This is a genomic window from Mycolicibacterium neoaurum, assembly GCF_036946495.1.
Classification (GTDB): domain Bacteria; phylum Actinomycetota; class Actinomycetes; order Mycobacteriales; family Mycobacteriaceae; genus Mycobacterium; species Mycobacterium neoaurum_B.
In genome coordinates this window covers 2,147,332-2,171,746 of sequence record NZ_JAQIIX010000002.1, presented here as the reverse complement: position 1 = coordinate 2,171,746, position 24,415 = coordinate 2,147,332, and the positions used below count along the sequence as shown (strand labels likewise).

26 protein-coding genes are annotated in these 24,415 nt (G+C 66.9%); 13 read left to right on the top strand and 13 right to left on the bottom strand.

The features are described 5' to 3' along the window. Position 1 precedes the first annotated feature (1 nt). A complete protein-coding gene (locus PGN27_RS15765; protein WP_335326963.1) occupies positions 2 to 1,939 on the bottom strand; it encodes a glycosyltransferase in 1,938 nt (645 codons plus the stop codon). Then, positions 1,936 to 3,165 (bottom strand): UDP-galactopyranose mutase, encoded by a 1,230-nt coding sequence (gene glf / locus PGN27_RS15760; protein ID WP_335326962.1) that lies wholly within the window; start codon positions 3,163 to 3,165, stop codon positions 1,936 to 1,938. The genes PGN27_RS15765 and glf overlap by 4 nt, the downstream gene beginning before the upstream one ends. Positions 3,166 to 3,496: 331 nt before the next feature. Here glf and PGN27_RS25765 point away from each other — a divergent pair, with 331 nt between their 5' ends. Together PGN27_RS25765 and PGN27_RS15750 are read left to right on the top strand one after the other, a co-directional pair. Continuing rightward, entirely contained in the window at positions 3,497 to 3,838 is a 342-nt protein-coding gene (locus PGN27_RS25765) for a pentapeptide repeat-containing protein (RefSeq protein WP_472850859.1), read from the top strand. Positions 3,839 to 4,506: 668 nt separating this feature from the next. Further along, positions 4,507 to 6,099, top strand: a complete 1,593-nt coding sequence (locus PGN27_RS15750) for an N-acetylmuramoyl-L-alanine amidase (RefSeq protein ID WP_335326960.1) — start codon at positions 4,507 to 4,509, stop codon at positions 6,097 to 6,099. On the opposite strand, the gene PGN27_RS15745 is transcribed toward PGN27_RS15750, so the two are convergent. From PGN27_RS15745 to PGN27_RS15735, 3 genes are read right to left on the bottom strand one after another with little or no spacing between them, the layout of a single operon-like run. Further along, a complete protein-coding gene (locus PGN27_RS15745) occupies positions 6,094 to 6,906 on the bottom strand; it encodes an HAD family hydrolase (RefSeq protein WP_335326959.1) in 813 nt (270 codons plus the stop codon). The genes PGN27_RS15750 and PGN27_RS15745 overlap by 6 nt on opposite strands. Continuing rightward, on the bottom strand, positions 6,906 to 7,643 hold the full coding sequence (locus tag PGN27_RS15740) for a lysophospholipid acyltransferase family protein (RefSeq protein ID WP_335326958.1): 738 nt from the start codon (positions 7,641 to 7,643) through the stop codon (positions 6,906 to 6,908). The genes PGN27_RS15745 and PGN27_RS15740 overlap by 1 nt, the downstream gene beginning before the upstream one ends. Before the next feature lie 8 nt (positions 7,644 to 7,651). Next, positions 7,652 to 8,425 carry a lysophospholipid acyltransferase family protein gene (locus PGN27_RS15735; RefSeq protein WP_335326957.1) on the bottom strand — a complete coding sequence of 258 codons (774 nt, stop codon included), beginning with the start codon at positions 8,423 to 8,425 and terminating at the stop codon, positions 7,652 to 7,654. A gap of 98 nt (positions 8,426 to 8,523) precedes the next feature. On the opposite strand from PGN27_RS15735, the gene PGN27_RS15730 reads away from it, so the two are divergent. Both PGN27_RS15730 and PGN27_RS15725 read left to right on the top strand, forming a co-directional pair. After that, positions 8,524 to 10,068 (top strand): Rieske 2Fe-2S domain-containing protein, encoded by a 1,545-nt coding sequence (locus PGN27_RS15730; RefSeq protein ID WP_335326956.1) that lies wholly within the window; start codon positions 8,524 to 8,526, stop codon positions 10,066 to 10,068. Beyond that, the gene (locus PGN27_RS15725) at positions 10,065 to 10,409 is read left to right on the top strand and encodes a hypothetical protein (RefSeq protein WP_335326955.1); all 345 of its coding nucleotides are present in this window, start codon (positions 10,065 to 10,067) and stop codon (positions 10,407 to 10,409) included. The genes PGN27_RS15730 and PGN27_RS15725 overlap by 4 nt, the downstream gene beginning before the upstream one ends. Here PGN27_RS15725 and PGN27_RS15720 read toward each other — a convergent pair. From PGN27_RS15720 to serS, 3 genes are read right to left on the bottom strand one after another with little or no spacing between them, the layout of a single operon-like run. After that, the gene (locus PGN27_RS15720) at positions 10,406 to 11,401 is read right to left on the bottom strand and encodes an MOSC domain-containing protein (protein ID WP_335326954.1); all 996 of its coding nucleotides are present in this window, start codon (positions 11,399 to 11,401) and stop codon (positions 10,406 to 10,408) included. The genes PGN27_RS15725 and PGN27_RS15720 overlap by 4 nt on opposite strands. 6 nt (positions 11,402 to 11,407) lie before the next feature. Beyond that, the gene (locus PGN27_RS15715; RefSeq protein WP_335326953.1) at positions 11,408 to 12,211 is read right to left on the bottom strand and encodes a DUF5718 family protein; all 804 of its coding nucleotides are present in this window, start codon (positions 12,209 to 12,211) and stop codon (positions 11,408 to 11,410) included. Further along, complete coding sequence (serS, locus tag PGN27_RS15710; protein WP_335326952.1) at positions 12,208 to 13,461, bottom strand: serine--tRNA ligase; 1,254 nt, start codon at positions 13,459 to 13,461, stop codon at positions 12,208 to 12,210. The genes PGN27_RS15715 and serS overlap by 4 nt, the downstream gene beginning before the upstream one ends. Positions 13,462 to 13,574: 113 nt before the next feature. On the opposite strand from serS, the gene PGN27_RS15705 reads away from it, so the two are divergent. Genes PGN27_RS15705 through PGN27_RS15695 form a run of 3 tightly spaced genes read left to right on the top strand, consistent with a single transcriptional unit; the run spans position 13,575 to position 15,611 of the window. Continuing rightward, the gene (locus tag PGN27_RS15705) at positions 13,575 to 14,996 is read left to right on the top strand and encodes a septum formation family protein (RefSeq protein WP_335326951.1); all 1,422 of its coding nucleotides are present in this window, start codon (positions 13,575 to 13,577) and stop codon (positions 14,994 to 14,996) included. Between the two features lie 4 nt (positions 14,997 to 15,000). Further along, positions 15,001 to 15,351 (top strand): metallopeptidase family protein, encoded by a 351-nt coding sequence (locus PGN27_RS15700; RefSeq protein ID WP_030137430.1) that lies wholly within the window; start codon positions 15,001 to 15,003, stop codon positions 15,349 to 15,351. A gap of 44 nt (positions 15,352 to 15,395) precedes the next feature. Continuing rightward, positions 15,396 to 15,611 carry a hypothetical protein gene (locus PGN27_RS15695; protein WP_335326950.1) on the top strand — a complete coding sequence of 72 codons (216 nt, stop codon included), beginning with the start codon at positions 15,396 to 15,398 and terminating at the stop codon, positions 15,609 to 15,611. Here the strand turns inward: PGN27_RS15695 and PGN27_RS15690 are convergent. Together PGN27_RS15690 and pheA are read right to left on the bottom strand one after the other, a co-directional pair. After that, positions 15,575 to 16,258 carry a histidine phosphatase family protein gene (locus PGN27_RS15690; protein WP_335326949.1) on the bottom strand — a complete coding sequence of 228 codons (684 nt, stop codon included), beginning with the start codon at positions 16,256 to 16,258 and terminating at the stop codon, positions 15,575 to 15,577. The two genes, PGN27_RS15695 and PGN27_RS15690, sit on opposite strands and share 37 nt — an antisense overlap. Beyond that, the gene (pheA, locus tag PGN27_RS15685; protein ID WP_335326948.1) at positions 16,255 to 17,169 is read right to left on the bottom strand and encodes a prephenate dehydratase; all 915 of its coding nucleotides are present in this window, start codon (positions 17,167 to 17,169) and stop codon (positions 16,255 to 16,257) included. The genes PGN27_RS15690 and pheA overlap by 4 nt, the downstream gene beginning before the upstream one ends. Before the next feature lie 112 nt (positions 17,170 to 17,281). On the opposite strand from pheA, the gene PGN27_RS15680 reads away from it, so the two are divergent. The 4 genes from PGN27_RS15680 (at position 17,282) to PGN27_RS15665 (ending at position 20,825) form a co-directional block, all read left to right on the top strand. Next, positions 17,282 to 18,088, top strand: a complete 807-nt coding sequence (locus PGN27_RS15680; RefSeq protein ID WP_335326947.1) for a DUF2470 domain-containing protein — start codon at positions 17,282 to 17,284, stop codon at positions 18,086 to 18,088. 18 nt (positions 18,089 to 18,106) lie between these two features. Continuing rightward, positions 18,107 to 18,874 (top strand): CPBP family intramembrane glutamic endopeptidase, encoded by a 768-nt coding sequence (locus PGN27_RS15675; RefSeq protein ID WP_335326946.1) that lies wholly within the window; start codon positions 18,107 to 18,109, stop codon positions 18,872 to 18,874. 30 nt (positions 18,875 to 18,904) lie between these two features. Continuing rightward, positions 18,905 to 20,161: an LCP family protein gene (locus tag PGN27_RS15670; RefSeq protein WP_418888604.1), complete on the top strand. Its 1,257-nt coding sequence runs from the start codon at positions 18,905 to 18,907 to the stop codon at positions 20,159 to 20,161. 118 nt (positions 20,162 to 20,279) lie between these two features. Continuing rightward, entirely contained in the window at positions 20,280 to 20,825 is a 546-nt protein-coding gene (locus tag PGN27_RS15665; RefSeq protein ID WP_335326945.1) for a ferritin, read from the top strand. Between the two features lie 20 nt (positions 20,826 to 20,845). On the opposite strand, the gene PGN27_RS15660 is transcribed toward PGN27_RS15665, so the two are convergent. From PGN27_RS15660 to PGN27_RS15650, 3 genes are all read right to left on the bottom strand, one after another. After that, positions 20,846 to 21,679: a glycerophosphodiester phosphodiesterase gene (locus PGN27_RS15660; RefSeq protein ID WP_335326944.1), complete on the bottom strand. Its 834-nt coding sequence runs from the start codon at positions 21,677 to 21,679 to the stop codon at positions 20,846 to 20,848. A 4-nt stretch (positions 21,680 to 21,683) separates the two neighbouring features. Further along, positions 21,684 to 22,355: a DUF4328 domain-containing protein gene (locus PGN27_RS15655; RefSeq protein WP_335326943.1), complete on the bottom strand. Its 672-nt coding sequence runs from the start codon at positions 22,353 to 22,355 to the stop codon at positions 21,684 to 21,686. Between the two features lie 366 nt (positions 22,356 to 22,721). Continuing rightward, positions 22,722 to 23,045 carry a rhodanese-like domain-containing protein gene (locus tag PGN27_RS15650; RefSeq protein ID WP_335326942.1) on the bottom strand — a complete coding sequence of 108 codons (324 nt, stop codon included), beginning with the start codon at positions 23,043 to 23,045 and terminating at the stop codon, positions 22,722 to 22,724. 412 nt (positions 23,046 to 23,457) lie between these two features. Between PGN27_RS15650 and PGN27_RS15645 the strand changes: the two genes are divergently transcribed. Continuing rightward, positions 23,458 to 23,613 (top strand): hypothetical protein, encoded by a 156-nt coding sequence (locus PGN27_RS15645; RefSeq protein ID WP_335326941.1) that lies wholly within the window; start codon positions 23,458 to 23,460, stop codon positions 23,611 to 23,613. Between the two features lie 132 nt (positions 23,614 to 23,745). After that, the gene (locus PGN27_RS15640) at positions 23,746 to 24,369 is read left to right on the top strand and encodes a superoxide dismutase (RefSeq protein ID WP_335326940.1); all 624 of its coding nucleotides are present in this window, start codon (positions 23,746 to 23,748) and stop codon (positions 24,367 to 24,369) included. Positions 24,370 to 24,415 lie beyond the last annotated feature (46 nt).

The following is a 24,415-nucleotide window of genomic DNA, read 5'->3' as shown; positions in this document are numbered from 1 at the left end:
GTCAGGCCCGCTCCAGCGCCGACTGGTTCAGGACGGCCTCCCAGCGGCGAGGGCTGGTGAGCTCGGGCTGCGCGGCGCGGTACACCTTGCGCATCTTGTCGAACTTACGGGCCAGCAGCAGTTGTCGTTTGAGCGACTCGCGCAGCAGCCCGAACATCTTTTCCCGGTCGCGTTGCCGGTATACCACCCCGCGGCCGTCGGCGGTGGTCACGGTGACCCCGTCGACCGTGCACAGCGAGAACCACCGCGCGTCCTGGGTGGCGACGTTGATCTGTGGCCGCACGTGGTGTGCCGGGTCGTGCGGCGAGAGCTGATGGGCCACACCGCGTGTCAACCGGGACGCGATGGACAGCGGGTTGGTCGGAATGGCGACCTTCTTGCGCCACTTCTTGTCCGACGGGGCAGGCAGCGCGGTGGCGCTGGGCAACACCACGGCGTCGGGGAACTGCTTTCGCATGGCGCGGACATCGGGCAGCGCGGACTCCAGGATCGAGAAGATGTGATCGGGCCCGGCCAAGAAGTCGTCCATTGCCTTGTTCTGGATGGCGACAGTCGAATATTCGAGGCACAGAAGGTGTTTCATGGTCGCCTTGAAGTGGCTCCTGATCAGCCCGCCGATCTTGCCGTCCCAGTGCAGGGCCGCGACCACCAGCCGGTTGCGCAGGTGGAAGTAGGCCTGCCAGTCGATGGCATCATCCTTGTCGCTCCAGGCCATGTGCCAGATGGCCGCGCCCGGCAGCGTGACCGTCGGGTAGCCGTGTTCGCCCGCGCGCAGTCCGTACTCCGAGTCGTCCCACTTGATGAACAGCGGCAGCGGCTGGCCCAGTTCCTTGGCCACCTGGCGCGGGATCATGCACATCCACCAACCGTTGTAGTCGACGTCGATGCGGCGGTGCAGCATCCGGCTGCGCTCGTGCTCCTCGGAGTTCAGCGGGTACTTGGCGAAGTTGTGGTCGTACTCGGTGTTGATCGCACCGGTCCACATGAAATTCTCGGAGTCGACCATCTCACCCATGACGTGCAGATGGCTGGGCTCCTGCAGGTTGAGCATCTGGCCACCGACCAGGGTCGGCACTTTGGCGAACCGGTTGAATGCCAGCGCACGCAAGATCGAATCCGGTTCGACGCGGATATCGTCGTCCATGAACAGGATCTGCTCGCAGTCGGTGTTGTGCAGAGCCTCGTACATGACCCGGCTGTAGCCCCCGGACCCACCGAGGTTGGGTTGGTAGCGAATCATCAAGCGGTCCCCGAGGGCGGCCGCGGCCGCCTCGAAACCCGGGTGGTCCTTGGCCTTGTTGTTGCCCTGATCGGACACGATGACCTTACTGATCACCTTGTCGACCAACGGATCCGATGTCAGCGCGGCCAGCGCGCTGACACAGTCGGCCGGCCGGTTGAAGGTCGGGATACCGATCGCCACATCGGCGCGGCCGGGTGCCTGCATCGGGGCGTACCAGCCGCCGCTGTGCACCGTGACGGCGGTGTCGGTGGTGATGTCGAACCAGATCCACCCGCCGTCCTCGAACGGGGCGAGTTCGACCTCGAACTCGACGATCGCGGGGGTGTCACCGACGCTGGAGGCCTCGGTTCCGCCGACGGTGATCCGGGCGCCGGTGGACTTGGACCGGTAGACGTCGATGCGGGCGGTGCCGGTCAGTTCGACGCGAAGCACCACCGACTCCAGAATCGACCAACGCCGCCAGTAGCTGGCCGGGAAAGCGTTGAAATAGGTGGCAAACGACACCTCCGACTCGGCGCCGATCTCCAGTGTGGTGCGGGTCGGCGCGTGCGCACGCCGGGCGTTGGTCTCGGATTCCTCGATATAGAGCTTGCGGACGTCGAGGGGCTCGCCGGGTCGCGGCAGGATGATCCGCGACAGCAGGCTCACCGCCCGCGACTCGGTCGAGTCCAGTGCTCCGGATGGGATGTCGCTCATGTTGGGTTGCTGCCTTCGTCGTTGGCGTTCAGCGCAGCACCATCGCGCAGGTGCGGTGCCAGAATGTTGTCGTACATGTTGAGGGCGCTGGCGATCGCCATGTGCATGTCGAGGTACTGATAGGTCCCCAGCCGTCCGCCGAAGAGCACATTGGCGGACGCTGTCTCGGCCTTGGCGCGCTCCCGGTAACCGGCCAGCAGACGCCGGTCGGCGTCGGTGTTGATCGGGTAGTAGGGCTCGTCATCGTGCTCGGCGAACCGGGAGAACTCCCGCATGATCACCGTCTTGTCGGTCGGGTAATCCCGCTCGGGATGGAAGTGCCGGAACTCGTGGATGCGGGTGAACGGCACGTCGGCGTCGTTGTAGTTCATGACGGGTGTGCCCTGGAAGTCGCCGCAGTCGAGCACCTCGGTCTCGAAATCCAGCGTGCGCCAGCCGAGACGGCCGTCCACGTAGTCGAAGTAGCGGTCCAGCGGTCCGGTGTAGACCACCGGGGCGTCCGGGCTCTGCGCTCTGAGCTGCTCGCGCACGTCGAACCAGTCGGTGTCCAGGCGCACCTCGATACGCTCATCGGCCGCCATGTTCTGCAGCCAGGCGGTGTAACCGTCGACCGGCAGACCCTCATAGGTGTCGTTGAAGTACCGGTTGTCGAAGTTGTAGCGCACCGGGAGGCGGTTGATGATGGCGGCGGGCAGCTCGGCGGGGTCGGTCTGCCACTGCTTGGCCGTGTAGTGCTTGACGAAGGCCTCGTAGAGCGGGCGGCCGATCAGCGAGATGGCCTTCTCTTCCAGGTTCTGCGCATCGGCGGTATCGATCTCGGCGGCCTGCTCTTTGATCAGCGCGCGGGCCTCGTCGGGGCTGAAGTAACGCCCGAAGAACTGCGACACCAGACCGAGGCCCATCGGAAACTGATAGGCCTGGCCCGCGTGCAGCGCGAACACCCGGTGCTGATAGCCCGTGAAGTCGGTGAAGTTGCGTACGTAGTCCCACACCCGCTTGTTGGACGTGTGGAAGAGGTGCGCGCCGTAGCGGTGGATCTCGATACCGGTGGCGGGGTCCGCCTCCGAGTACGCGTTACCTCCTATATGGGAACGTCGCTCGACGACGAGCACGCGCTTGCCGAGCTGAGTGGCCGCGCGCTCGGCGATCGTCAGGCCGAAGAATCCGGATCCCACGATGATGAGGTCAAAGCGGTCGGAGGCCAGGCCAGGAGATTGATCGGTCATCGGCAGCAAGGGTATCCGACCGGTGCCCGCCGACCCGAAACGTGTGACGTGCCCGGTCGAACAGCAGGTCGCGATTCGCTCACGATTCCGCATCGTCACTCTAGACCCACTAGTCACAGCAGTACCATCAAACGCGTTGGCAGCTCGGCGGTTACCGGGGCACGAGAACCGTCGCAACGCCAACCGTGTCACCCGAGCAGCACCCGAAAAACACACGTAGTCCATGTATTGAGGAGACTTCCGTGCCGAACCGACGTCGACGCAAGCTCTCGACAGCCATGAGCGCAGTCGCCGCCCTGGCCGTCGCAAGTCCAGTTGCCATTGCCGCCGTATCCGAGATGTCCGAGGCGAAGGAACCGCAGCATCGCGAGTTCGTGCACGCCGCGATGATCACCGACCTTCCGATGGAGCTGTTCTCGGCACTGTCGCAGGGACTCTCGCAGTTCGGCGTCAACATGCCCCCGCTCCCGACCGGTCTGCTGTCCGGCGCATCGGCGGCGAGCCCGACGCTGACCTCGCCCGGTCTGACGTCCCCGGGGCTCACCTCGCCCGGTCTGACCTCACCGGGGCTCACCTCGCCGGGACTCACCACGCCCGGTCTGACCACCCCCGAGCTCACCACGCCAGGGTTGACGACCCCCGGGCTGACCACGCCGGGCCTGACCACTCCTGAGCTCACCACGCCAGGGTTGACGACGCCGGGGCTCACGACGCCCGGGTTGACGACGCCGGAGCTCAGCACACCCGGCCTGAGCATTCCGCCGGTCGGCGCTGCCGGACCATCGCTGTCACCGGGCGCCCTGTCACCGACCTCGTTGACCGCTCCCGGTCTGACCAGCCCGGTGGGCCTGACCGACCCGGGTCTCGGCGGCGTGGGCCTGCCGGGTGAGATCCCGATCGCCGCGCCGATCGGCCTGGATCCGATGGCGGGTACCTACCCGATCCTCGGGGCCGAGCCGTCACTGGCGGCACCGATGGCCGCGCCCGGTAGCGGCGGACTGCTGGGCACCATCAACAGCGCCGCCGAACAGCTCGGCGCCGGGCAGGCGATCGACCTGCTCAAAGGCATGGTGATGCCCGCGATCATGTCGGCTGTCAAGAGTGCGGCCCCGGCTGCGGCTCCCGCCGCGGCAGCCGCCCCGGCCGCCGCAGCACCCGCACTCGGCGCGGCAGAGGCCGCCACGGGTGCGGCCGCCGCCGCAGCCTCGGCCGCCGGAGCGTAACCGCCCGCAGAGCCCGTCACCTGACGGCACCGCAGAAGCCAGCATCGGCTCTGCGGTGCCGTTATGTGCAGGCGTGTCGCAACACTGGTAACACCAAGCACATACGTAACATCTGCTTGTGCCGCGTCGCCGTCCAACACCGTCGCTACTGCTGTCCGCAGTGCTCGGCACGGTCGCGATCCTGCCGTGGGCCATCAGCGGCCTGCCCGGTGACGATACGTCCGCCCATAACTCGGCGACAGCCATCACCCAGCAACCACTCCGCGATCTGGGTACCGGCGAGACGATCCGCGAGATCCGGCAGGACACCCCGTTTTCGCTGGTGGCATTGACCGCCGAGGACCTCGAAGGCACCAGCGCACGAGTCCGGGCGCAACGCGCCGACGGGAGCTGGGGCCCCTGGTACACCGCCGAGGCCCTCGACGGTATCGGCCCCGAAGCCCAGGCCACCCATGGCACCGAACCGGTGTTCGTCGGCCGTACCAATGCGGTCCAGATCGCGGTGACCCACACCCCCGCGCCGGAGCCGAAACCGAGCGCGGACCTGGGCTACATCCCGGCCAATGTCGCTCATCCGCTGCCGCAGAACGTCAACGCGGTCCTCATCAGCCCGCCCGAGGCGCCGGTAGATATCCAGATCCCCCCGCCCGCGGCGGTCACCGTGCCGGGCCAGGCGCCGCAGATCATTTCTCGGGCGCAGTGGGGTGCCGACGAGTCGCTGCGTTGCGGCGCACCCATCTACGATCGCGGTATCCGCGCCGGGGTGGTGCACCACACCGCGGGCAGCAATGACTACACACCGGAGGATTCCGCCGCGATCGTGCGGTCGATCTACGAGTACCACGCCCGCACGCTCGGCTGGTGCGATATGGCCTACAACGCGCTGGTCGACAGGTACGGGCAGGTCTTCGAGGGGCGCGCCGGCGGGATGGACCGCGCGGTGCAGGGCGCGCACACCGGCGGATTCAACACCGACACCTGGGGTGTTGCGATGATCGGCGACTTCAACGCCGAACCGCCGACGCCGATCCAGCTGCGCACCACCGGGCGGTTGCTCGGCTGGCGTCTGGGCCTGGATCGGGTGGACCCGCGTGGCACCGTCGCGCTGACCTCTGCGGGCGGCAGCTTCACCCTGTTCCCACGCGGGGCGACCCCGACCCTGCCCACCATCTTCACCCACCGAGACGTAGGCAACACCGAATGTCCCGGCGCCGCCGCCTACGCCCAGATGGGTTTGCTGCGGGATATCGCGGCGCGCTTCAATGCCCCACCGGGACAACAGGATCTGGTCGACTCCCTCCGCGGTGGCGCCATCTTCGCAAAGTGGCAGTCCGAGGGCAGCGAGAAGGGGCCACTGGGCATGCCGACCTCACCGGAATCCTCGGGCTTCGGAACCGCCCGTTACGCCACCTTCGACCACGGGGCCATGTACTGGTCGCCCGAATCGGGCGCCCAACCGGTCACCGGAGCCATCTACGACGCTTGGGGCACACTGGGATTCGAGCGCGGCGCGCTGGGCTTGCCGACCAGCGGTGAGATCGAGGAACCGCTGTGGATCAAACAGAACTTCCAACACGGGACGCTGAACTTCGACCGCGAGCACGGCACCGTCACCAGGGTCATCGACGGTGTGGCCCACGAGGTTCCGGCTGCCGAGCATTCGCCGGTCCAGCTGGAGCGATTCACCCCGATCAGCGCCGGGAAGTTATAACCACCAGCGTTCCAGGACGCGGGCCAATCCGTCCTCGGTGTTGGGGGTGGTGACCTCGTCTGCTGCCGCCTTGGCCTCCGGATGAGCGTTACCCATCGCCACCCCGAGGCCGGCCCATTGCAACATCGGGATGTCGTTGGGCATATCCCCGAAGGTGATGATGTCGCCCGCTGTGATCCCCAGCGGGCCGGCCACCTCGGCGACCCCGGTGGCCTTGCTCAGACCGCTCGGAAGCACCTCGATGAGGCCGTTGTTCGTCGAGTACGTCAGATCGCCCTCGCTGCCGATATGTGGTGCCAACGCCTCGGCCATGTCCCCGGACTGCGCACCGGCCTTGCGGATCAGCAGCTTGACCGCGGGCGCGCTGAGCAGATCCTCCAGCGATACCTCGGTGTTGTCCGGGTTCAACCAGGCGTGCTCGTAACCGGGTGAGCTGACGAACTGCGGGGTTGCCGCATCGTGAGCGCTGCGACCCACCCGCTCGACGGCCAGACCGGCACCGGGGATCACCCTTGCCGCGATATCTGCCAGCCGCGCCAACGCCTCCACCGACAGCGTGCGCGCCGACACGATGCGATCGGTGGCCGGGTCGTAGATCACCGCACCGTTGGCGCACACCGCCATCGGCGCGAAACCGAGTTGCTCGACGACCGGTGGGATCCAGCGCGGCGGTCGGCCTGTGGCCAGCACGAACTGCACACCGGCATCCACCGCCGCCCGAACCGCGGCGGCGGTTCGGGGGGTCACTCGTTCGTGCTGGTCGAGCAGCGTGCCGTCGACATCGGTGGCGATCAGGGCGGGCAGCATCACCGGCACCGCGACCGGCGCTGAGTCCGCTCCACCGCATCCAGTGTGCTTGCCTCGGCGAGGGTCGGCGCGGCACCGCCGAGCCGCCGAGGCACCCAGTGCGCACCGGCCGGATGCGGGTAGTCCTGTTGGATTCGGTGCAGCATGGTCGTCATCGTCGTCCTCAGATCGGTCATCGTCTTTTCGGTATCCGGCCCGGCCGCCAACGCCGGGCCGGCCTGCACCGTTATGGGAATATTGTTGCGGCCCAAGGCTTTCGGATGCCCCTTGGTCCAGATTCGATGCGCGCCCCAGACGATCAGTGGGATGATGGGCACCTGCGCCTCCCACGCCATCCGGGCCGCGCCGGTCTTGAATTCCTTGAGTTCGAAGCTCCTGCTGATGGTCGCCTCTGGGTACACCCCCACCAACTCGCCCTCGCGTAACCGTTGCACGGCCGATGGATAGGACTCGCCGCCGGCCATCCGATCGACCGGAATGGTCCCGGCGTGGGTGATGAGGAAGTTGACGAAGCGCACCTCTTTCATCTCCGCCTTGATCATGAAGCGTATCCGGCGGTTCCGCGCCGTCGCGGCCAACGCCGCCGGCAGGAAATCGACATAGCTGGTGTGGTTGATGGACACCACGGCACCGCCGGCCGAGGGGATGTGTTCAAGTCCGAGGAAGGTGATCCGGGTTCCGGTGACACGTACCGCGGTTCGGCCGGCGATCTCCAGACTTCGAAAGACCGGTTCCATGGATGCGTCTATCCCGGCGCCTCACCGGGCTGCTGCGCCGCGCGCCGCGCGGCCTTCTCGGCCGCCTCCTCCATGTCCATCCGGTCGGCCTCGGCCAAGGTCGGGGCGCCGCCGCCCAGTCGATGCGGCACCCAGAACTCGCCGGCAGGATGCGGACCGTAGTCGTCCTGAACCTGCTCGAGCAGATGTTGCATGCGGTGGCGCAACAACGCCGTGAGCTCGGTCGGCGGCAACGTCGGATAGATCGGCTCCCCCACCGCGACCGAGATCGGCACCTTGGGTCTGCGCATGTTCTTGGGATGCCCCTTGGTCCAGATGCGCTGGGCTCCCCAGACGATGTGCGGGATGATCGGCACATCGGCGTCGATGGCCATCCGGGCCGCACCGGACTTCAGCGCCTTGATCTCGAAGCTGCGGCTGATGGTGGCCTCCGGGTACACACCCACCAGCTCGCCGGCCCGCAGCGCCGCACAGGCCGCCGTGAAGGAGTCGGCCCCGCTGCCCCTGTCTACTTCGATATGGCGCAGCTTGCGCATGATGGGTCCGCCGATCTTGTGATCGAAGACCTCTTTCTTGGCCATGAAACGAACCTTCCGGCCGCGCCCCTGTTTGTAGGCGGGCAAACCGGCGAAGGTGAAATCGAAGTAGCTGGTGTGGTTGACCGCGATCACCGCACCACCGGTGACCGGCAGGTTCTCCACCCCGGTGACAGTGAACTTCAAGCCCTGCAACCGCCACACCAGGCGGGCGGCTTGAATGACAGTTCCGTATACCGGCTCCACGGGAGTAAGCGTAGCCACTCGCTGTGCGCCGACGCGGAAGAGCATCCGCGCTGGCGGTAAACTCGACATCGGGCAACAGACCACCGAAGGGGCTATACGTGCAGGTCACAAGCATCGGACACGCCGGTTTCCGGATCGAGACGGAGGCAGGCAGCATCCTGTGCGACCCCTGGGTCAACCCCGCCTACTTCGCCTCGTGGTTCCCCTTCCCGGACAACTCCGGCCTGGACTGGGACGCCCTCGGCGACTGCGACTATCTCTATGTCAGCCACCTGCACAAGGACCACTTCGACCCGGCCCTGCTGCGCACGCACGTCAACAAGGACGCCACCGTGTTGCTCCCCGACTACCCGGTACCGGATCTGCGCCGCGAGCTGGAAGCGCTGGGCTTTCATACTTTCTTCGAGACCACCGACTCGGTCAAGCACCGCATCAGCGGCCCCAAGGGTGACCTCGACGTGATGATCATTGCGCTGCGGGCACCCGCCGACGGCCCGATCGGCGACTCCGGGCTGGTGGTCTCCGACGGCACCACGACCGCGTTCAACATGAACGACGCCCGGCCCATCGACCTGGATGTCCTGGTGTCCGAATTCGGTCATATCGACGTGCATATGCTGCAGTACTCCGGAGCCATCTGGTACCCGATGGTCTACGACATGCCCGCGCGCGCCAAGGAGGCCTTCGGCGTCCAGAAACGACAGCGGCAGATGGATCGTTGCCGCCAGTACATCGCACAGGTGGGAGCCAGCTGGGTGGTCCCTTCGGCCGGACCGCCGTGCTTCCTGGATGCGGAACTGCGCGATCTCAACGATGACCACGGTGACCCCGCCAACATCTTCCCCGACCAGATGGTCTTCCTGGACCAGCTGACGAGCCACGGTCACAACGGCGGCCTGCTGATGGTTCCCGGTTCGACAGCCGATTTCACCGGCTCGGAACTGAATTCGTTGACGCATCCGATCGACGATCCGGAGTCGGTGTTCACCACCGGCAAGGCCGACTACATCGAGGCCTATGCCCGGCGTCAGGCTCCCGTTCTCGCGGCCGAGAAGGCATCCTGGGCGCCGGCCGATGGCGAACCCCTGCTGGAACCGTTGCGCGCGCTGTTCGAGCCGATCATGCTGGCTTCCGATCAGATCTGCGACGGGATCGGCTATCCGGTGGAATTGAAGCTCGGGCCCGAGACCGTGGTGCTCGATTTCCCCAAGCGCGCTGTGCGCGAACCGATTCCCGACGAGAAGTTCCGCTACGGGTTCGCGATCGCACCGGAACTGGTGCGCACCGTGGTCCGCGACAACGAACCGGACTGGGTGAACACCATCTTCCTGTCCACCCGGTTCCGGGCCTGGCGGGTCGGCGGATACAACGAATATCTGTACACATTCTTCAAATGCCTCACCGATGAGCGCATCGCCTACGCCGACGGTTGGTTCGCCGAGGCACACGATGACAGCGCCTCGACGACCCTGGCGGGCTGGGAGATCCAGCGGCGCTGCCCGCACCTGAAAGCCGATCTGTCCAAGTTCGGGGTGGTCGAGGGCAACACGCTGACCTGCAATCTGCACGGCTGGCAGTGGAACCTGGAAAGCGGCCGCTGCCTGACCGCCAAGGGCCATCAGCTGCGAACCTCGCGATTATGAGTGCGCCGCAGCCGGTATCACCGGTCTATGACGACGGCATGGTGCTGCTGGATCGCCTGGCGATCACCTTGCGGCGCTACCACTTTCCGTCGGGGACCGCGAAGGTGATCCCGCTGCGGGCCGTGCGCTCCTACCGCGCCGAATCCCTCGGCCTGATCACCGAGCGCTTCCGGATCTGGGGAAGCACAGATCCGCGCCGGTGGATGCCGCTGGACATCTGGCGCCCCATCAAGTCCACGTTGGTGGTCCTGGATGTACCGGGCACCCAACCCGCGCCAGCGTTCACGCCGTTGCGCCCCAGCGAGTTCGTCAGCGTCCTCGACGAACTGCTCGGCGGCTAGCGCGCCCGCATCACCGCCTGCTCCAGCAACCACTGCGCAGCGCGGGTCGCCGACCGGGTGACGCTCGTGGCCGCCCGCCGCAGCGCGGTGGGCGGATCGGCGGGTCGCACGTGCACCTCGTCGCCGACAGTCAGCACACCGGGGGTCAGCACGTCGATGTACACCCCGAGGAATCGGTCGGTGCGTTCGGCCAGCGCCCGGGTGATGCTCTTGTCGAGCTCGATACCGGGCTGGGGCCGGGTCGGCACGACACATCGGATCGTCGGTATGCTCACCCGAAGCCGCGCCGATCCGATACCCAATTCGGCTGCCAACCAATCAGATTCGGGAAACTCTCGATTGTCGTCGGCGATGTCGATCAATACGTTCGGCCGGAACCGGCGCACGTCGAGCATGGTGCCGGTGAGGTACCGCAGGCTGGCCGTGCTCATCAGATGCAGCGGTGCGAGGTCGACGAAGGTTCCCGGCGGCGTGGAGTACCGGGCCAGGGTGATGATGTCCTTGGCCGGGAACACCGAGGTGTCCGGCAACGGTTCACCGTCGGCGAGTCCGAAATCCCTGCGCACCTGTTCGGGGCGATAGTTGTCCAGCGAATCGGACACCTTCATCCGGTGCGCGCTGGTGTCCCCGACCGGGGGAAGGGCGGTCAACCGAACATCCCGGCCCACCAACTCCGAGAGCGCCGCATCGATACCCGGGTCATCGCTTGTCAGCTCGCGACCGTCGGGAAAGGTGATAACCACCGCAGGGACGCGACCCGGGCCGGCGTGCTCGTCAGGTTCGGCGAGATACCGTGCGGTGCAACCCAACAGCGCCGGGATGCGCCGCGCCGAGGCCGTCACACCCTTGTCCACATCGCGGACGGCCCATAACCGGTCACCGTGCACGCCGCGCGCGTCGACGGCCACCCGATCGACTCGGCAGCCGCCCATCGACTTGACCGGAAAACGCCACAGCTCGACCACTTTGGGCGCAGCCGGCTGGGTGACCACCGCTGTCTAGCCCGAAACCGTCTGGCGCAGTTCGGATACGGCGTCGGAGGCGGTGTCGTAGACGCGCACCACGGCCTGGTCGCCAGCGGTCAGGTACGTCGATTCGCCAAGGGCGGTGTACTTGGTGGCCCCGATACCGATCAACACATTCTCGGGATGCCCGGAGGCCACCATGAGCGCGCCGACATCCTCCAGCGGAGTGTCCTCGGAACCTTTCTGGTTGGCCAGCCGCTCGGTGATCCAGTCCAGCAGGACCTCACCGTAGTAGGAGTAGCCCAGCAACGGGCTGTCTACGCCGTACTCCCGCTCCTGACCGTCGGTGCCGCGCAGGAAACACACCAACCGCAGAGTCGCCGTCGGCCCGTCGGGGGTGAGGTCACTGATGTCGTAGAACCGGCGCGCCACGCCCTTGGACGCCGGACCCCAGTTCTTCTTGTCGCTGATCTTGCGGGCACCCGGACGACGGATCGAGCAATCGTTGAAGGCACCGAGCGCGAAGGGTTCCAGCCTGGCGACGGTGTCACCGTTCCAGTGCACCCGGCAGGCCAGGCCCACCTCCGGCTCGATCTGCAGGTTCAGCGGTTCGTCGCTGGCCGGCAGCGCGATGGAATCGTGTGAGAGGGGGAACTCGCCGAGGAAACCGTCGACACCCGGCGCGTACCACGGGAAGATGCCCTTGGGCGCCCCACCGTGACTCTGCACATTCGCAAAATCGACTGCCTCGCCCGCCTGTTCGAGATGCCCGGCGAAGTTGCCTGCCACCCCGAAGCCGAACCACGTGCGCAGCTCCTCGATATCGATGTCGATCACGGTGTCAGTACCTCCGCACCTACGTAGGGCACCAGCGCCGCGGGGACCCGGACGCTGCCATCGGCCTGCTGATGGTTCTCCAGGATCGCCACCAACCAGCGCGTGGTCGCCAGTGTGCCGTTCAGGGTCGCCGCCGTCTGCGGTTTGCCGTTCTCGTCGCGGTAGCGGGTCGACAACCGGCGGGCCTGGAAGGTCGAACAGTTCGACGTCGAGGTCAGCTCGCGGTAGGTGCTCTGGGTGGGAACCCATGCCTCACAGTCGTATTTGCGCGCCGCAGACGAACCGAGGTCGCCGGCGGCAACGTCGATCACACGGTAGGGCACCTCGATGGCCGCCAGCATCTCGCGCTGCCAGCCCAACAGCCGCTGATGCTCGGCTTCGGCGTCCTCTGGGCGGCAGTAGACGAACGCCTCGACCTTGTCGAACTGGTGCACCCGGATGATGCCCCGGGTGTCCTTGCCATAACTACCGGCTTCCCGGCGGAAGCACGACGACCAACCGGCGTAGCGCTTGGGCCCGTCGGCGAGGTCCAGGATCTCGTCGCTGTGATACCCGGCCAACGGCACCTCCGAGGTGCCGACGAGGTAGAGGTCATCGTCGTCGAGGTGGTAGATCTCGTCGGCGTGTGAGCCCAGGAACCCGGTGCCGGCCATGACCTCCGGGCGCACCAGCACCGGCGGGATCATCAGGGTGAAACCGTTCTCGGTGGCCAACCGAACAGCCAACTGCAGCAGACCCAGCTGCAGGAGGGCGCCCCGGCCGGTCAGGAAGTAGAACCGCGAGCCCGAGACCTTGGCACCGCGTTCCATGTCGATCAGCCCGAGCGCCTCACCCAGCTCGAGGTGATCGCGAGGGTTGTCGATCTCGACCGGCGTACCCACGGTGTCGAGGACAACGAAATCGTCCTCGCCCCCGGCGGGCACACCGTCGACGATGATGTTCGACACCGCCATGTGCGCCGCGGTGAACGCCGCCTCCGCTTCGGCCTGGGCGGCCTCGGCTGCTTTGACCTCGTCGGCCAGCTCCTTGGCGCGGGCCAGCAGCGCGGGCCGTTCCTCCGGAGAGGCCTTGCCGACCGACTTGCTGGCCACCTTCTGATCGGCGCGCAGGGTGTCGGCGGTGGAGACCGCCGCACGCCGGGCGACATCCGCGGCCAGCAGCGCGTCCACCAGGCCCGGGTCCTCACCGCGCGCACGCTGTGAGGCACGGACCCGCTCGGGGTCGTCACGGAGCAGCTTGAGGTCGATCACGGCGGTAACCCTACTTGCGCCATACGAGGCCAGAAAGCGCGGGCCACAACCACATAACATTACAACTGCATCACTTGTCACACATCGTGACACGCCTGTCACAATGGGAGGCGATGTCGCACCCACCCGAGGACGAACCCGCCGCCGCGGAACCGTTTCCGACCGAGGCCCACCCCTCGTCGAAACCGGATTCCCGGTGGCGTCGCGCGCTGTCGCTGAGCAACCCGCTGAGTCCGACGCGCCGGGCGCTACTGCTCACCGCACTCGGCGGGCTGATGATCGCCGGCGTCATCACGGTTCTTCCCGACACCGCCGCCGGTGGCTGGCTGGCGGGGCTGAACACCGGCACCGGCGCTCTGGGCCTACGCAGTAACAGCACGTTCGAGAAAGCCAAGGGTGGCGACTGCCTGAACTGGCCCGAGCGCACCCCCGATGCCGCCCAGATCGTCGACTGCACCACCGAGCATCGCTTCGAGGTAGCGGAGTCGGTCGACATGCGCACCTTCCCGGGCACCGAGTACGGGCCGGACGCCGCACCCCCGTCGCCGGCCCGCATCCAGCAGATCAGCCAGGAGCAATGCCAGAGCGCGGTGCAGCGTTATCTCGGTGATCGCTTCGACCCGAACGGACGGTTCACCGTCAGCCTGCTGTGGTCCGGCGAGAAGGCCTGGCGCCAGGCCGGTGAGCGACGCATGCTGTGCGGCCTGCAGCTGCCCGGTGCGAACAACCAGCAACAGGCGTTCCAGGGCAAGGTCGCCGATATCGATCAATCCAAGGTGTGGCCCGCAGGCACCTGCCTCGGCATCGATCCGGCGACCAACCAGCCCACCGATATCCCGGTCGACTGCGCGGGTCCGCACTCCCTCGAGGTCACCGGATCGGTGAACCTGGCCGACAACTTCCCGCAGGGCCTGCCTGCCGAGGCCGATCAGGACACCTTCGTGAAGGACAACTGCGCGCGGGTCACCGAGGCATACCTGGCACCCCTGGAACTGCGCACGACCACACTGACGCTGGTCTACAGCACCATCGCGTTACCGAGTTGGTCGGCGGGCAGCAGGCAGGTGTCCTGCAGCATCGGCGCGACGCTGGGCAACGGCGGCTGGTCGACATTGCTCAACAGCGCCAAGGGCCCCCTGATGATCAACGGCAGGCCCCCGGTCCCGCCGCCGGACATCCCCGACGAGCGGCTGAGCATCCCGGCCATCCCGATGCCACCGGTGGATACCTCGTCACAGATCACCTACGACCAGAGTGACAGCGGCAGCAGCTCCAGTGGATCGAGCAGTGGGTCGGGCAGTGGGTCGAGCACGGACCAGACGCAGTCCAACGAGCACCTACCCGGGCAGCAGACCCAGGAGGCCACCCAGCCTCCGGCGACGGAGACACCCGCGGGTGGGAACACCTTCCTCAACGGTCCCCCGGTGCCCGCACCGGCGCCGCCACCACCCGGCGCGCCGGTCGACGGTGCCGTACCTCCGCCCGTCGTGCCGGCTCCCGCAGTCGGCCCGCCGCCCGGACCACCGGTTCCCTGACCGCGTGCCGGTAACGATGAGCGCTCGGCGCTTCGAGGAACTCGTCTCCGATGCGCTCGACCTGATCCCCGCCGATCTGGCAAGGGCGGCCAACAATGTCGTTTTCCTGGTCGAAGGGCGCCACCCCGAGGAACCCGATCTGCTCGGCCTCTACGAGGGCATCGCACTGACCGAACGCGACTCGACCTATGCCGGCGCCCTGCCCGATGCCATCACGATCTATCGCGATGCGCTGTTGGAGATGTGCGCCTCTGAGGACGAGGTGGTCGAGGAGGTGGCCATCACGGTGGTCCACGAATTGGCTCACCACTTCGGGATCGACGACGAGCGACTGCACGAATTGGGCTGGGGCTAGCGTGGGAACCGCCCACTGTCGGTGGGTGGTGGGAGACTGGTCAGATGAGCGGGATCTGTCGTGACTGCGAAGCAGAACATGAGCATTGCCACGGCACCGTGATCGTGCACATCGGCCTCCGCCCGGAATGCACGGAACCGGATTGCCGCAGCCCGGAAGTGGCGCACACGTTCACCATCGACTGTTTCGCCGTCGGTTGCGAATGTGTCGAGGACCGGGCAGCTCAGCCCATCGGGCCCGCGTCGGCCTCGGCTGTCTGATTGTCCGGCTGTGCCGCCGCGGTGAACGGCGGCGTCGCCGCACCCCACTGCACGCAACTCCAGCGGCCGTCGGTGATGGGGCTGAGCACCACGCATTCGGTGTTGCTCAGGTGATTCTCTAACGCGAAGGTGGGATCGACCCCGGCCAGAGTCGCCGCCACCAGTCGGATCGCGGCGCCATGGCTGACCACCACGATGTCGCGGGTCCAGCGCCGGTCGTCGAGGTGGCGCAGCCGCAGCTCGGTGAGCACCGGCACCATCCGGTCCAGCACCTGTTGTCCGGTCTCTCCCCCCGGCACCGGAACATCGAGGTCCCCGCCATGCCAGCGCCGGTAGACGGCCTCGAAGGCGTCGATCGCGGCATCATCGTTGCGGTTCTCCAGGTCGCCGACCTGCACCTCGTGGATGCCGTCGAGCTGATGCGTGGGCAGTACGAGTCCGGCGGCGATGCCGGCCGCGGTCTCGCGTGCCCTGGTCGCCACCGAGTGCGCCACCATTCCCACCGGGTGTGACCAGCTCTGGCCGAATGTGCGCGCCTGCTGATGGCCGAGTTCGGTCAACGCGGCCCCGGGCGGGCGGGTGTCCAGTCGGCGCTCGACGTTTCCGTGGGACTGGCCGTGCCGCACCAGCACCAGGCGCCCGGTCATACCGATCCTCCCGTCCGAAGTTGTGCCAACCAACGGCCCGCTTCGTCCGCCTGCGGAGGCAATGCGCCGACCGCCGCGCCGGTGGGCCATGATCCCAGGAACCGCACCTCGGCGCAGCGCCGATGCAATGCCATGAGGGCATCGCCCACGGCCTCGTCCTCGAGGTGGCCGACCCAGTCCAAGAAGAACTTGTAGGTACCCAATTCCGTTCGGGTGGGCCGTGATTCGATGCGGGTCAAGTCTATGTCGCGAACCGAGAGCTCGGTCATCGCCGCGACGAGTGCGCCAGGGACGTTGTCCAACCGCAACACCACCGAGGTCCGGTCTGCGCCGGTGCGTGCCGGCGGCGGGCCTGCCGGCCCGACGAGGACGAAACGGGTCCGGGCATTGGGCTCGTCGACCACGCCCGCAGCAAGTTCGACCAACCCGTACCGGCGGGCGGCCAACGCCGTGCTGACACCCGCGTCGGCCTGACCTTCGGCAACATCCCGGGCCGCTGCGGCGTTGGAGTTGGCTGGCACGACGTGGGCGTCGGGCAAGGCATTGGACAACCAACCGCGCACCTGGGCCGCCGCCACCGGAAAGGCGGCAACGGCCTGGATCTGCTCGACGGTCGTGCCGGGCCGGGTGACGATGCTGAACGCGACGTCGAGCGTGTGTTCGGCGAAGATCTGCAACGGCGACCCGGCGGCCAGCCCGTCCAGCGTCGGCAACACCGAACCCTCGATCGAGTTCTCGATCGGCACACAGGCGAAGTCGGCGACACCATCGCGGACCGCCTGCAACGCGGCGGCGGGGCTGTCCTGGGGCAACGGCTCGACATCGCCGGGTACGGCGCCGGAATCGGCCAGCGCGAGCAAGGCCGCCTCGGTGAATGTCCCCTCCGGCCCGAGGTAGGCGATGCGTGGCACGCCCCAACACTATCGGGCCGAGAGTGGCCGGCCACTACGCCGAGAGCAAAACCTTGCGCAGTCCCGGCGAATTGTAGTTAAGTAAGGCTTACCTCACTAAGGAAGGTGGCAGATGACGATGACGGCGCCGACCACGGCCGAACGGATCCGCAGCGCGTGCGCACGGGCCGGCGGGGCAATGCTGGCTGTGGAGGGATTCAGCGGGCCCACCTCCATCGAGCCCATCGCCACCCCCGTGCACCACCTGCTCGCCGACGGGTCGTTCGCCATCACGGTTCCCGCCAACGGGCTGATCACCGGCATGGCCATCTCGGCCGGATCGGCCGGCATCCAGGCCGTCCTAGAGATGACCGATTACGCGCCCCTGCCGCTGCGTGAACCGGTGCGTGCGCTGGTGTGGATTCGTGGGCGGATGTTCCTGGTGCCCGACGGTGAGGTCGCACCGATGCTGGACGTGATCGCCACCGAGAACCCCAATCCCGCTCTGCTGCAGGTCAACACCGGCACCGGCGGTCATGGCGACGAGACCCCCTACGCACTGGCGCGGCTGGAGATCGAATCGGTCGTGGTGGCCGATTCGACAGGTGCGGAGTCCGTCGGCCTCGGCGCGCTGCTGGCCGCCGATCCCGACCCGTTCTGCGGGCTCGAATCATGCTGGCTTCGCCACCTCGAGTCGGCACACCGCGACGTCGTCGACCGGCTGGCAGACCGGTTACCGCACACGCTGCGCAGCGGCCGGGTCCGGCCACTCGGCCTGGACCGTTACGGGGTGCAGCTGCGCGTCGAGGATGCCTCCGGCGACCACGACGTGCGCCTGCCATTCGCCAAACCCGTCGATGACGTGAGTGGGCTGAGCCAAGCCATCCGGGTGCTGATGGGCTGCCCATTCCTCAACGGGCTGCGCGCACGCCGCATCTGATCCGTCTAGCCTGGCGCGGTGACCGGTCCGTCCCTGCCGAGTGAACATCTGCCACCACGCACCATCCGCCTCGAGATCGGCGTCGTGCTGGCGGTCACCTTCGGGTTGAGCGCCTACATCGCGTCCCTACGCCTGATCGAGGCGGCGCTGCTGGGATTGAGCGGTCAGACTGTCACCCTCAACGAACGCCGGTCACCGTTCGACCTGATCGACCTCGGACTCAACATCGCCTCGTTCGCACAGCTGGTCGCATGGGGCGCTCTGGCCCTGTACCTGTTGTGGCGCAGCGGATCCGAGCCCGCCTCGATCGGGCTCGGCAAGTTTCGGATACACCCGGACCTGACCGGTGGGCTCGGCCTGGCCGTGCTGATCGGGCTGCCCGGCCTAGCCCTGTACATCGGCGCCCGGCTACTGGGTCTCAGTGCCGCAGTCGAACCCGCCGAGATCAACGACACCTGGTGGCGGATCCCGCTGCTGCTGGCCATCGCGTTCGCCAACGGCTGGGCCGAGGAGATCGTCGTGGTGGCATTCCTGATCACCCGCCTGCGGCAGCTGCGCATCACACCCGCCGTCGCACTGGCCATCTCGGCGCTGCTGCGCGGCACCTACCACCTGTACCAGGGGTACAGCGCAGGACTGGGCAATATCGTCATGGGCCTGGTGTTCGGCTATGTCTGGCTGCGAACCGGGCGGCTGTGGCCGTTGATCGTCGCGCACGGACTCATCGACGCGGTGGCCTTCGTCGGTTACTCGTTGGCCTCCGACGAGCTGGATTGGTTGGGCTGAGATCGCAGCGGTGAGCGCTACATTCGCAGGGTGAACTCCGACCGGTCGCCGCGCGAACCCGCACCGGAGATCCGCCGCCGTTCGGGGCACCGACCGCCGCCCTCGTGGCCGCCGAACCCGGCGACGCCACCCCGGATGCCGCCGCCGACCCCACGCGCGGCACCGCCGCCGACCCCACGCGCGGCACCGCCGCCGACCCCACGCGCGGCACCGCCACCGAAGCGCCCCGTGCCACCTCCACCGGTGCGCAGGCAGCCCGCCCCGCGACCATCCGCAACACGACCACCTGCCCCGCCACCGCTCGTCCCGAAAGCCCGTCGCCCACGTCGAGCCCGCCGGTGGGGCGCGGTCCTGGCCGCCATCGTGATCGTGCTGGTCAGCTCCGCGGTCGGCGGCGCCCTCTGGCTGGACTCTGCACTGCAGCGCATCGACGCGCTACCCGACTACCCTGGCCGCCCGCCTGCCGGGCGGGGCACCACCTGGCTGCTGGTCGGATCCGACAGCAGGCAGGGTTTGTCAATCGATGAACAGAACAACCTGGCCACCGGCGGCGACGTCGGCAATGGGCGCACCGACACCGTGCTGCTACTGCACATCGGCGGACTGTTCGGCGGAGCCTCACCGACATTGGTCTCCTTGCCGAGGGATTCCTATGTCTCCATCCCTGGGTACGGCCAGGACAAGCTCAATGCCGCCTATGCGCTGGGCGGCGCACCGTTGCTGGTGCAGACCGTCGAGCAGGCCACCGGCATCAGGCTCGACCATTACGCCGAGGTCGGCTTCGGTGGGTTCGCCCAACTGGTGGACGCCGTCGGCGGGGTGACGATGTGTCCGGCCGAACCGATCAGCGATCCGCTCGCCGGCATCGACCTGCCCGCGGGGTGCCAGGAACTCGACGGCCGCAATGCGCTGGGTTACGTCCGGTCGCGGGCGACTCCGCGTGCCGATCTGGATCGGATGATCAACCAGCGTGCCTTCATGTCCGCCCTTCTGAAGCGAGCGACGAGCCCGTCTGTGCTGCTCAACCCGTTGCGTTGGTATCCGATGGTCGACGCGGCTGCCGACGCCGTCAGCGTCGACAAGGGCGGCCACATCTGGGATCTGGCGCGGCTCGGCTGGGCGTTGCAGGACGACCCGACCACGACGACGGTGCCGATAGCGGAGTACACGACCAGCGATGTGGGGTCGATCGTCGTCTGGGACAGTGCGGCGGCCGAACGGCTTTTCACGGCGCTGGCCAACGACACCGCAGTGCCGGCGGATGTGCTCGACACCGACCACCCATGATGGTTCCAGCAAACTTTTTCTCCAGCATGTAATCGGCGTCACATGGCTTAGGGCTGGCTAACCTGAATAAGGTTCACCTTGGATGACACGCCCTCTGACCTGGTCTATCTTGGTGATCATGACCGACGCAACCACACTCGAGACCAAGTTCAACAGCCTCCTGCGTGAGCAAATCCGCAGTGAATTCACAGCGTCGCAGCAGTACGTCGCCATCGCCGTGTACTTCGACGGATCCGACCTGCCGAGGCTCGCCGCGCACTTCTACGGACAAGCCGTCGAAGAACGCAATCACGCCATGATGCTGGTGCAGTACCTGCTCGACCGCGATGTCGACGTCGAGATCCCAGGGGTGGACACCGTCCTCAACAGCTTCGAAACCCCGGCCCAGGCCCTGCGCCTGGCCTTGGAGCAAGAGCGGACCGTGACCGAGCAGGTGTCCCGGCTGGCCAGCGTTGCTCGCGAAGAGGGCGACTATCTGGGCGAGCAGTTCATGCAGTGGTTCCTCAAGGAACAGGTGGAAGAGGTCGCCACCATGACCACCCTCGTGCGGATCGCCGAACGAGCCGGCGCGAACCTGTTCCATCTGGAGGATTTCGTGGCCCGCGAGCTGAGCACCGCTGCTGCCGACCCGACCGCGCCGAAGGCCGCCGGCGGCAATCTCTGACGCTGCCGGCCGCCGGCGGGTCAGTCCCGGCCGGCGCCGGTGAGTCCGTTCTCCAACCAGTCCTTGGTACGGCCGGGATGGTTGGTGGCCACCCACGCCACCTCCAAATCCCGGCAGTACCGGACATCCTCGTAATGATCGACGGTCCAGCAGTACAGCGCGCGGCCCTGCGCCGCGGCGCGGTCCACCAGTTCGGGATGCTCCCGCAAGGTCGCAATGGACGGTCCCACAGCCGTTGCCCCGACCGTGGTGGCCGCGCTGCCGCCCAGGAACCGCGAGGTCTCGCCGAGCAACACCGTCGGTAGCATCGGGGCCGCGCGACGAATCCGCCATACCGCGGCCGCCGAGAACGACATCACGACCGCCCGCGCCAGGTCTGCCGAAGGTGGCGCGGCGATGCCGTACCGATGCAGCAACGCCAGCACCTTGCTCTCCACGAGGGCCCCATAACGCACCGGGTGTTTGGTCTCGACGAAGATCTTCACCGGTCGCTTGCTGTCCAGCACGAGCGTCAGCAGCGTGTCCAAGGTCAGCAGACCGGTGTCTCCGCCGCCGTTACCAGCGCCGTTGCCGGTGTGCCAGGAACCGAAATCCAACTCCCGCAGTTGGGCGAGCGTCATTTCCGACACCAGGCCGGTTCCGTCGGAGGTGCGATCCACCCGGCGGTCATGCACGCATACCAGATGCCCGTCGCGGGTGAGCCGTACATCGCATTCGACACCGTCGGCGCCCTGCTGCAGCGCCAGCTCGTAGGCCGCCACGGTGTGCTCGGGACGCTCCGCAGACGCACCGCGATGAGCGACGACGAACGGGTGGCCGGTCTGCGCGCCTTCGGCTGCCTCACCCGCGGTCATATCGCTATGCTGCCGGGTTTCGGTCTTCGGCCTCAACCGCAGGGACCGATTCGGCCGAAGGCCCGGTGGTCTCGGAAGACTTCGGCGGCTCCGCCGCGACCATGACCCAGCGATGCGCGGGGCGATCCACCGGCGTGCGCTCGAAGCCCTGATACACCTGCCACACCAGCAGCAAGGTAGCCAGCGCCACCAGGTAGGCGATCGTCGTGATGACCGTGTTGTCGGCGATGCGCTGGGCGTCGGTATAGAAGACCGTGAGGATCGTGGTGACGATCGAGGCGATGGATACGACGTAGCTGACGAACCACGTTATCCACCAACTGACGATCCGCAGACCGCGCCGACGTTCCAGCCGGGCGAGCTCGACGACATACACCGGAGCCATCACCAGGTTGATCGGCGGAACCATACAACCGACCCACAACCGGCCCGGACTACGGGGATCCTCGGCCCCCTGGTGGGAGAAAGCCGCTGCCCGCCGCGCGATCAGCCAATTGGTCAAGATCAGCGCGCTGGCCAGCACCCCGAAAAAGGCGAATGCGCTCGCCGCCACGGGCACCCACGTGGCGAAGCCCGCGACGAACGGGTTGAGCAGAGCACCCCGGTTATAGAGCATCAACGCATATCGCAGCATGTGCAGCACAGCGGCCGCAGCCAGCAAGATCAGCGTGGTCACAACAACCCGCCGCACCGCACTCTGAGTCGGGCCGCGACGACCAGCTTCGTTCGCGTCGGAAGCACCCGCATCAGAATCGAACCGGTCGTAGAGACCCCACCGCGGGATGGTGCCGTACCGCGGAGTCGGCCCGAGGGGTCGAGGGCGCCGACGCTGTGGTGGGGGTGCACCTGGCCGCACCGCAATCCAGCGGTAGCCGGACGGCAGTTTCCCCGGGCCGGAGGGCCGTGGCGGCTGCGCCGGAGTGGCAGGTACCGATCCGGGCGCCATGAGTGTGCCGCGACAGCGCGGACACCACGTCCGCTGGCGGTCGCGCACATTCCATCGCGTACCGCACTGGGCACAGACCTGGATCACGCGACCAGCCTACGACCCCGAGTTGACCGGGCGGCCCGCCTGTACCCAGGACAACATGCCACCGGCGACATTGATCGGGTCGAACCCGTTGCGGGCCAGATATTGGGCCACTCGCTGCGAGCGCCCGCCCGCGTGGCAGATGACGTAGAGGGTGGCGTCGCGGTCGATCTCGTCGATCCGCGTGGGCACGTCGCCCATCGGGATGTGCTGCGCGCCGGCGATATGCCCGCTCTGCCATTCGTCATCCTCGCGCACATCGAGCAACACAGTGTCCGCCCCGAACTCCGCCGGCAGTTGGCCGACCTCGATCTGCTGCACATCTCCGTCAGACATGCCGACCATGCTGGCACGGGGCGAGCGACTGCGCATCGATTCCCCGGCAGCAATGTCCTTGCTATCCACAGTTTCCACAGATTCATCCACAGGCTGGGGTCCGATTCCGCCGTGAGAGCCCGGCCTCAGCTGTGAATCCGCCCAGAGCCTGTGGATAAACCCCGCTCGATGGCACTCGCCGATCAACAAGCGGCGCATCCGCTGAGCAAAAATATTGATCGCCTAACTTTCGGAGATGGCATTAATCGACCACGTTCCGATCGGCCTGATTCTGAAATCCCGGGGTGCGCCCGAGCGAACTGCGGACTCGATTTTTCTGCGCGGCAAAGACGGTCTATGATCGGCGTCACAAGAGTCCGTGTGACAGATCTCACTGGGGGGACAGCTTGATCGTGCAGGTCAGGAGCGTCTGATGGCGGCACATCCGCTTGGACCAGGATCGGCGGTGCCGCCGTCGGACTGGCAGTCGTCGCATCACTACACGAACAACCAGGTCGTGGCGCTCATCCGAGCGGCCGTGATCGCGCTGGTCCTGATCGGCGTGCTCGCCGCCATCGTCTTGTTCTGATCCGCCCTCCGGGCGTGGGAAAGACCCGCTCCTTGCGGTGCGCGCAGGGATGGAGCAAGGTTGAGCTCGAGCTTGTTGTCGAGTTATCCGACGCCGAACTCCACGCGATCCCCATGACTAGGAAGGAACCCAGTGGCTGAATACACCCTGCCCGACCTCGATTACGACTACGGCGCCCTGGAACCCCACATCTCCGGCCAGATCAACGAACTGCACCACAGCAAGCACCACGCCACCTACGTCAAGGGTGTCAACGACGCCGTGGCCAAGCTCGAAGAAGCTCGCGCCAACGACGACCAGTCCGCGATCTTCCTCAACGAGAAGAACCTCGCCTTCCACCTCGGCGGTCACGTCAACCACAGCATCTGGTGGAAGAACCTCTCCCCCAACGGCGGCGACAAGCCCGAAGGCGAACTGGCCGCCGCCATCGACGACCAGTTCGGCAGCTTCGACAAGTTCCGCGCCCAGTTCACCGCCGCGGCCAACGGCCTGCAGGGCTCCGGCTGGGCCGTCCTGGGCTATGACAGCCTCGGACAGCGCCTGCTGACCTTCCAGCTCTACGACCAGCAGGCCAACGTCCCGCTGGGCATCATCCCGCTGCTGCAGGTCGACATGTGGGAGCACGCCTTCTACCTGCAGTACAAGAACGTCAAGGCCGACTACGTCAAGGCCTTCTGGAACGTCGTCAACTGGGCCGACGTCCAAGACCGCTACGCACGCGCCACCACAAAGACCGGCGGCCTCATCTTCGGGTAAACCCCGCGTTCGTCGGAAGCCCCGCGTGCCAACGCACGCGGGGCTT

Bases quoted from the DNA above. Each gene is read 5' to 3' on its own strand.
- PGN27_RS15745 (WP_335326959.1), bottom strand. From the start codon at position 6,906: ATGCTGCCCGCCCTGATCGCCACCGATGTCGACGGCACGCTGCTCGAC.
- PGN27_RS15650 (WP_335326942.1), bottom strand. From the start codon at position 23,045: ATGTCTGACGGAGATGTGCAGCAGATCGAGGTCGGCCAACTGCCGGCG.
- PGN27_RS15665 (WP_335326945.1), top strand. From the start codon at position 20,280: ATGACCGACGCAACCACACTCGAGACCAAGTTCAACAGCCTCCTGCGT.
- PGN27_RS15740 (WP_335326958.1), bottom strand. From the start codon at position 7,643: ATGGAACCGGTCTTTCGAAGTCTGGAGATCGCCGGCCGAACCGCGGTA.
- PGN27_RS15695 (WP_335326950.1), top strand. From the start codon at position 15,396: ATGAGCGGGATCTGTCGTGACTGCGAAGCAGAACATGAGCATTGCCAC.
- PGN27_RS15765 (WP_335326963.1), bottom strand. From the start codon at position 1,939: ATGAGCGACATCCCATCCGGAGCACTGGACTCGACCGAGTCGCGGGCG.
- PGN27_RS15680 (WP_335326947.1), top strand. From the start codon at position 17,282: ATGACGATGACGGCGCCGACCACGGCCGAACGGATCCGCAGCGCGTGC.
- PGN27_RS15645 (WP_335326941.1), top strand. From the start codon at position 23,458: ATGGCGGCACATCCGCTTGGACCAGGATCGGCGGTGCCGCCGTCGGAC.
- PGN27_RS15660 (WP_335326944.1), bottom strand. From the start codon at position 21,679: ATGACCGCGGGTGAGGCAGCCGAAGGCGCGCAGACCGGCCACCCGTTC.
- PGN27_RS15690 (WP_335326949.1), bottom strand. From the start codon at position 16,258: ATGACCGGGCGCCTGGTGCTGGTGCGGCACGGCCAGTCCCACGGAAAC.
- glf (WP_335326962.1), bottom strand. From the start codon at position 3,165: ATGACCGATCAATCTCCTGGCCTGGCCTCCGACCGCTTTGACCTCATC.
- PGN27_RS15705 (WP_335326951.1), top strand. From the start codon at position 13,575: ATGTCGCACCCACCCGAGGACGAACCCGCCGCCGCGGAACCGTTTCCG.
- PGN27_RS15725 (WP_335326955.1), top strand. From the start codon at position 10,065: ATGAGTGCGCCGCAGCCGGTATCACCGGTCTATGACGACGGCATGGTG.